Raw genomic sequence first — 8,802 nt, 5'->3', positions numbered from 1 at the left:
TGCAGGCACCGTGAAGCCACTGACCGAAGCAGACATCCGTTCGTCGTTCGTGAACGCCACCCCGGACGAGCTCGAGCAGCTCCCGATCCCGGGGTTGCACGAGATGCTGTGGGACGAGCGCGAGTTCCTGGGCTGGCGCGACCCCCAGGCCGCCCGTCGCGGCTACATCGTGTCCTGGATCGACGACCGCCCGGTGGGCATCGTCGTCCGTTCCGCCGGTGGCTCCCTGCGACCCGGCATCGCCGCGATGTGCTCGTTCTGCCACTCGCCGCAGCCGGCGACGCAGGTGCGGCTGTTCTCGGCCGCGCGCGCCGGCGAGTCCGGACGCAACGGCAACACCATCGGCTCGTACATCTGCGAGGACCTCGGCTGCTCGATGCTCATCCGCACGGCGCCGCCGCACCTCAACCCGCCGGCGACGATCGCCATGCGCGGCGAGGCGCTGCTGCAGCGCGTGCGGAACTTCACCGAGGACGTCTCGAAGACCGCGTGAGCCGCTTCGACACCGCGCGGTGGGCCGTCGTCGAGGAGTCCGGCGACGGACGGTGGCGGCTCAGCATCCGCGACGAGGCCGACGACGAGCTCGGCGCGCTCGGCCTCGGCGTCGAGGGGGTGTGGGACCCCGACGTCGAGCCGCACGTGGCGTTCGTGCTCGTGCAGCTCGGCCTGACCCTGCGCGGAGCACGACCGTGGCACGCGGACGAGCTCGGCGACCAGCGGGCCCCGGTGCTGCCGCTCGGGTGACCGAGAGCGTCGGTGCGTCGACGCGGCGCGGGCGACTCAGTGCTCGGTGGCCGCGATGAAGTTCCGGAGGATCTCGCGGTCGTCGTCGGCTCGGACCGCCCAGACGAGTTCACTCCGGGCGGGGTCGTCCTGCAGGGGCAGCAGCACCACCGTGTCGGGCGCCGCGAGGGTCGCGCTCTCCGGGGCGACCGTCACGCCCAGCCCCGCTCCGACGAGGTGCAGCACGGTGGCCCACGTGGTGGCCTCCTGGACGACCTCGGGCCGACGCCCCTCTACGACCACGGGCGCGAGGTTGCGCTCGGTGGCGACCGCACCGGCGACCGCGGGGAAGAACACGAACGGGTCGTCGACCAGTTCGGTGCCGCGGATCGACGCCCGCTCCGCGAGCCGGTGCCCGTGCGGCACGGCCGCGACGAACCGCTCCCGTCGGAACGGCAGGAAGCGCACGGCGAGGTCCGGGTCGGGGTCGCGCAGGACCGCCAGGTCGAGCTCGCCCCGGACGATGCGGGCGAGGAGCGACGAGGAGTAGCCCTCCGTCAGCTCGACACGGACGAGCGGGTACTGCTGGCGGAAGGCCTGGACGCGCTCGATCGGACCGAGCGGCAGTGCCGAGACGACGAACCCGACGTCCAGCCGTCCGGCCTCACCCCGTCCGACCCGCACGACCTCGTCGACGTCGCGCGCTGCCTGGTCGAGCAGCGAGCGCGCCCGGCCCTGCAGCACCCGGCCGGCCGCGGTCAGCGCGACGCTGCGCGAGGTCCGGACGAACAGGTCGACCCCGAGGTCGCGCTCGGTCCGTCGGATCTGCTGCGAGAGCGCGGGCTGGGCGATGCGCAGTCGCTCGGCGGCCCGCCCGAAGTGCAGCTCGTCGGCGACGGCGAGGAACGCCCGGAGCTGCCGCAGGTCCACATCCATGCACGCAGCCTATCGATCAGCGCGAACGAGTATTGGACGCGATCAGATCGCCGTCCGAGGATGGGTCCATGCCCGAGACGACCTCCACGCTGACCATCGCCGAACTCGAGTCCGCCGCCGACGCCGCTGCCTTCCGCACCCTCAACGAGGCGTGGATCGAGCAGTACTTCTCCCTCGAGGACGAGGACCGCGCGATCCTCGGCGACCCGACCGGTCGCATCGTCGAGCCGGGTGGTGCGGTGTTCGTCGCGCGGCTCGACGACGAGGTCATCGGCTGCATCGGGATCATGCCGGTCGGTGAGCGCGTGTTCGAGCTCGTCAAGATGGCGGTCTCGCTGGCGCACCAGGGGCACGGCACCGGCCGGAGGCTCATCGCGGCCGCGCTCGACCGTGCCCGGGCCCTCGGCGCGCAGCGGATAGCACTCGAGAGCAACAGCCGCCTGGCGAGCGCCGTGCACCTGTACGAGGCGTTCGGCTTCCGGCACCTCGAGCACGACGAGATCGCCCCGAGCCCCTACGTCCGCGCCGACGTCCACATGGTGCTCGACCTGGCCTGACCACCACCCGGTACCGTCGGGATCGTGCACATCCGACCGCGCCGCGACGAGGACCTGGAGCACCTGGTCCACGTGCTCCGACGCACGCACGACGACGACGGGTACCCCGCGCACTGGCCGGACGATCCGGTCGCGTGGCTGACCCCGCCCGGGCACCGCTCGGCATGGGCAGCGTGGTCGTCGGGCAGCGTGGTCGGTCACGTCGGACTGGCCGCTCCCGCCGCGGACGCGGCACCGCTGGTCACCCGACTCGTGGTCCACCCGGACCACCGTGGGCAGGGCATCGCCGACGCCCTGTTGGCGGCTGCCGAAGGTTCCGCAGGGTCACCGGTCCTGCGGCTCGACGTGACCGAGGAGACGCCCGGCGCGTGGCGACTCTACGAACGCCGTGGCTGGCGGCTGATCCACCGGTCCCCCGCGGACTGGGCGAAGCCGGACGGGACCGTCCCGACGATGCGGTGGTACGAGAAGCGCCTGCGGTGAGCCGGTACGCTCGCGGCATGGCGACGTACGAGGTGCAGGCCGTCCGCGAGCGCGGCGTGTGGCAGGTGTTCATCGAGGGGACCCCGATCACCGAGGTCCTGCGCTGGTCGTCGGTCGGGCCGGTCGCGCGGGAGTTCCTCGCCATGGACCGCGACGACGACCTGCGCATCCGCGTCGTCGGGCGCAACCAGTACGTCGACGCCCCGTCCGACTGAGCCGTGCGCGCTCCGCAGCGAGACTCGCGCTGAGCGACGTTCCTCGCGTGCCCGGACCCGAGACGGGTCGCTGAGCGCGAGACTCGTGCGAGTGCGAGCCCCCGTCGCTCACGCGACGTGCCAGACCAGCCCCTCCTGCGCACTCGACGGGTAGGCCGCCGCGATGCGGTGGACCGCCTCGCGCAGGGTCTCGGGCGAGCACGCCAGGTTGAGCCGCGCGAACCCCCGCCCCTGCGCGCCGAAGCCCAGCCCGGAGTTCAGCGCAACGTAGGCGTGCTCGCGGAGCGGCACCGCCGGGTCGTCCCCGAGCCCGATCCCCCGGAAGTCGAGCCACGCCAGGTACCCCGCGCGCGGACGGGTGTAGACGACCCCGGGCAGGTGCTCGGCGAGCAGGGACCCGAGCAGCCGTTCGTTCGCGACGATGCGGGCGACGACGTCGTCGAGCCAGTCCGTCGCCAGGGTGAACGCGGCGAGGTTCGCGTGCAGCCCGAGGATGCTCGTGCGGCAGGCGACCTCCTCCCACAGCGTGTCGAGCAGCGCAGCGGTGCGGTCGTCCCCGGCCACCATCACCGAGCACTTCACCCCGGCGAGGTTCCACCCCTTGCTCGCACTCGTCACGCAGACACTGCGGGCGCCGTGCTGCTCGGCGACCATCGCGAACGGGGTGAAGCGGACACCGGGGTGCGTCAGCGGGGCATGGATCTCGTCGCTGATGACGAGCACGTCGTACCGTGCCGCCAACTCGGCGAGGGCCTCGAGGTCGGCACGGTCGTGCACGAGCCCCATCGGGTTGTGCGGGTTGCAGAGCAGGAACACCCGGACCCCGTCGGCGAAGGCGCGCTCGAGCCCGGCCAGGTCGAGCCGGTAGACGCCCCACTGCTCGGCGAGCGGGACCTCCTCGACCTGACACCGTGCTTCCTCGACGAGCTCGAAGAACGGCGGGTACACCGGCGGGGTGATCGCGACGCGTCCGCCGTCGGGCAGCGCGAGCCGCAGCGACTCGACGATCCCGACGCTGACGTCGGTCGCCAGGTGCACACGCTCCGGGTCGACCGCCCAGCCCCACCGGTCGCGCGCGAACTGCGCGAACGCCGGAGCGAGCGGCCCGGGGCCGTCGAGGTACCCGAGGTCGGACTGTTGCACCCGCTCGACCAGCGCCTGGCGGATCGCCGGCGCGACGTCGTGGTCCATCTCGGCGACGAACAGGGGCAGCACGTCGGGCGCGTACCGCGTCCACTTGATGCTCGTGCGGACCCCGCGGAGCGTGCCGACCGGGTCCTGTTCGTCGTCAGCCATGCGTCCCAGCATGCAACGACCGTGAGGTCCGGTGCGAGTCGGGCCGTCATCCTGCGTCGTCGTCGGATCACCTCCCGGGCACGGCGCACCCCGGCCGCATAGGTTCGGCACCATGAGCACGAGCACCGCCGACAAGGCGACCACCCTCAAGCAGCTGCACGAAGCCCCCGAGATCCTGCGCGTCGTCAACGTGTGGGACGCGATCAGCGCGAAGGTCGTCAGCGACCTGCCGGAGACGAAGGCCATCGCGACGGCCGGGCACTCGATCGCCGCGAGCCACGGCTACGACGACGGCGGGATGCCGCTCGACGTCGCCCTCGCCGGCGCCGCGACCGTCGCCGCCGCGACGGACCTGCCCGTCACGGCGGACCTGGACGACGGGTACGCGGACCCGGCCGAGACGATCCGTCGCGCGATCGCCGCCGGGATCGTCGGCGCGAACGTCGAGGACCGTCTCCGCCCCTTCGACGAGGCCGTCGCACGCGTCGCCGCGATCACCGCCGCCGCCGAGGCCGAGGGCGTCGCCTTCCAGCTCAACGCGCGCACCGACGCGATCGTCCGGGGCGGCGACCGCCCGATCGACGAGAGCATCGAGGACGCCATCGCACGCGGGAAGGCGTTCCTCGACAACGGCGCCGCACTCGTCTTCGTGCCGGGTGCGATCCAGCGCGACGTGGTCGAGCGACTCGTCGACGGGCTCGGCCGCGGCAAGCTCTCGGTGATCGGGCTGCCCGGTGCCCTGCCCGCGGCGGAGTACGAGGCGCTCGGCGTCGCGCGCATCTCCTACGGTCCGCTCACGCAGCGCGTCGCGCTGCGTGCGCTCCGTGACCTGGCGACCGACCTGTACGGCGACGGCGTCGTGCCGGAGGACACCCCCGCCCTCAACTGACGGCCCACCGGACGGGAGGCGCGGTGCACGCTCGCACCGCGCCTCCCGTCCGTCTTCCTGGACGTTCCGGACGAAGCGACGTATAGTGTCTTCTTGGTGCACTGCAGCGAACCCATCTGACTCGCGCACACCAGCACGTCTCGTACCGACCCGCCGGGTCGCATTCCACCGAGACCACCGCTCAGTCCGGACGGACGAGCAGCACGTCGAGACACGACGTGCGCACCCGCAGCCGATGCGTCGTGCCGGACCACGGAGTCCGCCGACCAGAGCACGGCCGGGTGCCGAACGACCAGGAAGTACCGCACCACCATGACCAGCAACGACCGCATCACCATCTCCGGGACCGCACTCGCGGCCCCCACCGTCTCCCCCGACCGCATCGCCGAGTTCCCGGTGCGCGACGACCGCTCGCAGCGCGAGTACCTCGTCCGCATCCCGGCCGACGACCTCCGCCTGTTCGTCACGCGTGACGCACGCGTGGACGTCGACGGCGAGGCCGGCTGGACCGTGCCCGGCCGCTCCTGGCGGGGCGAGTCGAGCCGGACCATCCTGCTCGCGCGCCGCGTCGGCAAGGGCGAGCTCGCCCTGGCCGCCTAGGTCGGACCTCGCCCGGGACCGCTCACACGGTCCCCGGTCCACACACGACGAACGCCGTCGGCCCAGCGCCGGCGGCGTTCGTCGTCTGTGCCTCCGGGTTGTCAGGCCGGGCCGTGCGACGACGGTTGCTCGGCGCCGCGGAACCGCAGCCCGCCGTCCGCGTTCACCGGCAGCGCCGGACCCGCGCGCCGTGCCGCGTCACGCAGACGACGGATGAACGCCGGGTCCTCGGGCTCGAGCTCGTCGTCCGGGGCGACCGTCACGCAGAGTTCGCTCGCCGGGCCGACCAGCAGGATCGACGTCGACACCGCGCCGTCGTCGCCCACGCTCGGCACCGTGATCGTGTCGGTGCGCGAGTTCGCTCCGAGGACGGCCGCGTAGTCGGCGACCGCATCCGCGATCAGGTCCCCCGTGAGGATCAGGCTCGCGTCGTAGTGGATGTACTTCACGTCTCCTCCTCATCTCTCCCTCGACGGTAGGTACCGCGTGTGCGAGGACGTACGGAGTGTGCGTTCCGTGGCCAGAGTGCCCCCGGCACGGGCGGCGATCAGACCTGCGGCGGTTCCGTGCGCAGGCGCTTCGCCTCGGGCTCGTCGGAGTGCGACGACGCAGCGTCCGTGAACCGCCCGCCGCCCACGACCGCGATGCGGCGCCCGAGCTCGTTGACCAGGTCCTCGTCATCCGGCTCGAGCTCGTCGTCGGGAGCCGCCTCGACCATGATCTGGGAAGCCGGGCCGAGCAGCACCTGCGCCGTGGTGCCGTAGCCCTCGGCGTCCGCGGTCGGGATCTCGACGATGTCCGTCGTCCCGTTCTCGCCGAGCGCAGCAGCGTAGGCGAGCACCGCCTCGGCGATCGCGTCGCCGGTCATCACTCGGTTCTCTCCGTAGACCACGTACTTCATGGGTCCAGTCAACGCCGCACCCTTGGTGAGCACTCAGGTCGGACGGGCCGCGGGGGACGCGCTGCTGCTCCGCCACGCCGGGCCTGCACGGCTGCGGAGATCGGCTCTTCCCAGTTCTGGGGACTGGTCAGGGCAACGCCCACCCGTTGGACTGGTCCCATGCGATCGTTCCACCCCCTCGACACGTCAGCGCTGCTCCGGGTCGAGATCGTCGACGCGATGATCCGCGTGCTCCGCGCGAACGCCCTGCACGAGGTGTCGTACGAGCACGTGGCCACCGAGGCGTCGCAGTCGCTCGACGTCGTCACCGAGGTGTTCCCGACCTGGGACGGACTCCTGCTCGCCACCATCGACCAGTGGAACGACCAGCGGACCACCGCGCTGCTGCCGATCGCCGAGCGCAGCGGCACGATCGTGTTCCTCCGCGCCATCGTCCGCGCGAACGTCGCCGACCCGTCGCTCATGCGGTTCCTGACCTCGACGCTCAACATCGCCGCGACGCCGCACCACCCGCTCGCGCCCATGCTCCACCTCCGCTGGCGGCGCTTCCACGCGTTCGTGCTCGCGGCCCTGCAGCGCGACGTCGAGCTCGGCCGGGAGCCGCGCACGATGGAGCCGGCTCGTGGCGCCGAGCAGCTCCTCGCGACGTACGAGGGGCTGCAGCTGCAGTCGATGGTCCGGCCGGAGATGGACCTGCTCGAGTCGTTCGACCGTGCGGTCACCCGGCTCCGCGAGGGGTGGTCCCGGGAGTACGTGCCGCCGGTGTGGGACCTCGAGGCCGTCGGCGGCGTCTGACGGACAGCAGCGCCCGCGCAGCCCTCGGCTGCACGGGCGCTCCCGGCCACGGCGCTCAGTTGTTGAAGCGGAACTCCACCACGTCGCCGTCCTGCATGACGTAGTCCTTGCCCTCGATGCGGGCCTTGCCGTGCGCACGCGCCTCGGCGATCGAGCCGGCCGCCATGAGGTCCTCGAACGAGATGACCTCGGCCTTGATGAAGCCCTTCTCGAAGTCGGTGTGGATGACGCCGGCGGCCTGGGGAGCCTTCCACCCCTTGCCGATCGTCCACGCCCGCGCTTCCTTCGGCCCCGCGGTGAGGTAGGTCTGCAGCCCGAGGGTGTCGAACCCGATGCGGGCGAGCTGGTCGAGGCCCGACTCGGTCTGCCCGGTCGACTCGAGGAGCTCGGCGGCGTCCTCGGGGTCGAGGTCGATGAGCTCGGACTCGATCTTCGCGTCGAGGAACACGGCCTGGGCGGGAGCGACCAGCGCGGAGAGCTCGGCCTTGCGCGACTCGTCGGTGAGCACGGCCTCGTCGACGTTGAACACGAAGATGAAGGGCTTGGCGGACAGCAGCCCGAGCTCGCGGATCGGCTCGAGGTCGATCGAGGTCGCGGACAGCAGGGTGCCCTGCTCGAGCGCGGCCTTGGCCTCGTTCGCGGTCTCGAGCACGATCGGCTCGGCCTGCTTGAGCTTCACGGTCTTCTCGTACCGGGGCAGGGCCTTCTCGATGGTCTCGAGGTCGGCGAGGATGAGCTCGGTGTTGATGACCTCGAGGTCGTCCTTCGGCGAGACCTTGTTCGCCACGTGCACGACGTCGTCGTCGGCGAAGCCGCGGACGACCTGCGCGATGGCGTCGGCCTCGCGGATGTTCGCGAGGAACTTGTTGCCGAGGCCCTCGCCCTCGCTCGCACCCTTGACGATGCCGGCGATGTCGACGAACGAGACGGGTGCCGGGACGGTCTTCTCGGAGCTGAAGAGCGTCGCGAGCTGGTCGAGCCGCGGGTCGGGCAGGTTCACCACGCCGACGTTCGGTTCGATCGTCGCGAACGGGTAGTTCGCGGCGAGGACCTGGTTCTTGGTCAGGGCGTTGAACAGGGTCGACTTGCCGACGTTCGGGAGACCGACGATTCCGATGGTGAGAGCCACGGGAGGACAGCCTACCGGCGGCGACCCGCCGGAGCCGACCCGTCCCTCCAGGCCGGTGTCGTCAGGACGGCCAGATGCCGGACAGGAAGCTCACGAACGTGAGCAGCAGGCCCTGCGCGATCCCGAGCACGATGCAGGCGACCAGCCCACCGGTGGCGAGCAGCGTCACACCAAGACCCACCCCTCGGCGGACCGTGTGCGGCTGCGCATCCACGCGCTGCGCGTGCGCCAGCAGCTCGTCCAGGTCCCTCGGCTCCCCCATGCGCCCGACTGTACGT

General features: G+C 71.8%; 14 protein-coding genes. 8 read left to right on the top strand and 6 right to left on the bottom strand.

Features of this window, described 5'->3' with window-relative positions:
* Both D8M35_RS05030 and D8M35_RS05025 read left to right on the top strand, forming a co-directional pair.
* Positions 1–493 (top strand): FBP domain-containing protein (locus D8M35_RS05030; protein WP_238638103.1); only part of this gene is annotated, 493 nt, incomplete at its 5' end.
* Positions 490–744, top strand: coding sequence for a hypothetical protein (locus D8M35_RS05025; RefSeq protein ID WP_126890862.1), 255 nt, complete (start codon positions 490–492; stop codon positions 742–744). The genes D8M35_RS05030 and D8M35_RS05025, both read left to right, overlap by 4 nt.
* A gap of 36 nt (positions 745–780) precedes the next feature.
* Here D8M35_RS05025 and D8M35_RS05020 read toward each other — a convergent pair whose 3' ends face one another.
* Complete coding sequence (locus D8M35_RS05020; RefSeq protein ID WP_126890861.1) at positions 781–1,659, bottom strand: LysR substrate-binding domain-containing protein; 879 nt, start codon at positions 1,657–1,659, stop codon at positions 781–783.
* Positions 1,660–1,727: 68 nt separating this feature from the next.
* On the opposite strand from D8M35_RS05020, the gene D8M35_RS05015 reads away from it, so the two are divergent.
* From D8M35_RS05015 to D8M35_RS05005, 3 genes are read left to right on the top strand one after another with little or no spacing between them, the layout of a single operon-like run.
* The gene (locus D8M35_RS05015) at positions 1,728–2,216 is read left to right on the top strand and encodes a GNAT family N-acetyltransferase (protein WP_126890860.1); all 489 of its coding nucleotides are present in this window, start codon (positions 1,728–1,730) and stop codon (positions 2,214–2,216) included.
* 24 nt (positions 2,217–2,240) lie between these two features.
* Positions 2,241–2,699 (top strand): GNAT family N-acetyltransferase, encoded by a 459-nt coding sequence (locus tag D8M35_RS05010; protein ID WP_161972604.1) that lies wholly within the window; start codon positions 2,241–2,243, stop codon positions 2,697–2,699.
* A gap of 17 nt (positions 2,700–2,716) precedes the next feature.
* Positions 2,717–2,914: a hypothetical protein gene (locus D8M35_RS05005; protein ID WP_126890858.1), complete on the top strand. Its 198-nt coding sequence runs from the start codon at positions 2,717–2,719 to the stop codon at positions 2,912–2,914.
* A 108-nt stretch (positions 2,915–3,022) separates the two neighbouring features.
* On the opposite strand, the gene D8M35_RS05000 is transcribed toward D8M35_RS05005, so the two are convergent.
* Positions 3,023–4,210 (bottom strand): MalY/PatB family protein, encoded by a 1,188-nt coding sequence (locus D8M35_RS05000; protein WP_238638102.1) that lies wholly within the window; start codon positions 4,208–4,210, stop codon positions 3,023–3,025.
* Positions 4,211–4,322: 112 nt separating this feature from the next.
* On the opposite strand from D8M35_RS05000, the gene D8M35_RS04995 reads away from it, so the two are divergent.
* Both D8M35_RS04995 and D8M35_RS04990 read left to right on the top strand, forming a co-directional pair.
* The gene (locus tag D8M35_RS04995; RefSeq protein WP_126890856.1) at positions 4,323–5,099 is read left to right on the top strand and encodes an isocitrate lyase/phosphoenolpyruvate mutase family protein; all 777 of its coding nucleotides are present in this window, start codon (positions 4,323–4,325) and stop codon (positions 5,097–5,099) included.
* A 312-nt stretch (positions 5,100–5,411) separates the two neighbouring features.
* Entirely contained in the window at positions 5,412–5,699 is a 288-nt protein-coding gene (locus D8M35_RS04990; RefSeq protein ID WP_126890855.1) for a hypothetical protein, read from the top strand.
* Positions 5,700–5,800: 101 nt separating this feature from the next.
* On the opposite strand, the gene D8M35_RS04985 is transcribed toward D8M35_RS04990, so the two are convergent.
* Complete coding sequence (locus D8M35_RS04985; protein ID WP_126890854.1) at positions 5,801–6,148, bottom strand: hypothetical protein; 348 nt, start codon at positions 6,146–6,148, stop codon at positions 5,801–5,803.
* Between the two features lie 98 nt (positions 6,149–6,246).
* Entirely contained in the window at positions 6,247–6,612 is a 366-nt protein-coding gene (locus tag D8M35_RS04980; protein WP_126890853.1) for a hypothetical protein, read from the bottom strand.
* Between the two features lie 147 nt (positions 6,613–6,759).
* Between D8M35_RS04980 and D8M35_RS04975 the strand changes: the two genes are divergently transcribed.
* Complete coding sequence (locus D8M35_RS04975; protein ID WP_126890852.1) at positions 6,760–7,395, top strand: TetR family transcriptional regulator C-terminal domain-containing protein; 636 nt, start codon at positions 6,760–6,762, stop codon at positions 7,393–7,395.
* 55 nt (positions 7,396–7,450) lie between these two features.
* Here the strand turns inward: D8M35_RS04975 and ychF are convergent, their stop codons facing one another.
* Positions 7,451–8,524 carry a redox-regulated ATPase YchF gene (ychF, locus tag D8M35_RS04970; RefSeq protein WP_126890851.1) on the bottom strand — a complete coding sequence of 358 codons (1,074 nt, stop codon included), beginning with the start codon at positions 8,522–8,524 and terminating at the stop codon, positions 7,451–7,453.
* A 61-nt stretch (positions 8,525–8,585) separates the two neighbouring features.
* Positions 8,586–8,786: a hypothetical protein gene (locus D8M35_RS04965; RefSeq protein WP_126890850.1), complete on the bottom strand. Its 201-nt coding sequence runs from the start codon at positions 8,784–8,786 to the stop codon at positions 8,586–8,588.
* Positions 8,787–8,802: the final 16 nt, after the last annotated feature.

The sequence above is a fragment of the Curtobacterium sp. HSID17257 genome, from assembly GCF_003989515.1.
In the GTDB taxonomy this organism is placed as follows: domain Bacteria; phylum Actinomycetota; class Actinomycetes; order Actinomycetales; family Microbacteriaceae; genus Curtobacterium.
The sequence above is the reverse complement of the archived record's forward strand: the minus strand, read 5'-3'. Positions and strand labels throughout refer to the sequence as shown.

Excerpts from the sequence above, each read along its gene's own strand:
- D8M35_RS05020 (WP_126890861.1), bottom strand. The coding sequence starts at position 1,659 with ATGGATGTGGACCTGCGGCAGCTCCGGGCGTTCCTCGCCGTCGCCGAC.
- D8M35_RS05015 (WP_126890860.1), top strand. The coding sequence starts at position 1,728 with ATGCCCGAGACGACCTCCACGCTGACCATCGCCGAACTCGAGTCCGCC.
- D8M35_RS05005 (WP_126890858.1), top strand. The coding sequence starts at position 2,717 with ATGGCGACGTACGAGGTGCAGGCCGTCCGCGAGCGCGGCGTGTGGCAG.
- D8M35_RS05000 (WP_238638102.1), bottom strand. The coding sequence starts at position 4,210 with ATGGCTGACGACGAACAGGACCCGGTCGGCACGCTCCGCGGGGTCCGC.
- D8M35_RS04995 (WP_126890856.1), top strand. The coding sequence starts at position 4,323 with ATGAGCACGAGCACCGCCGACAAGGCGACCACCCTCAAGCAGCTGCAC.
- D8M35_RS04990 (WP_126890855.1), top strand. The coding sequence starts at position 5,412 with ATGACCAGCAACGACCGCATCACCATCTCCGGGACCGCACTCGCGGCC.
- D8M35_RS04975 (WP_126890852.1), top strand. The coding sequence starts at position 6,760 with ATGCGATCGTTCCACCCCCTCGACACGTCAGCGCTGCTCCGGGTCGAG.
- D8M35_RS04965 (WP_126890850.1), bottom strand. The coding sequence starts at position 8,786 with ATGGGGGAGCCGAGGGACCTGGACGAGCTGCTGGCGCACGCGCAGCGC.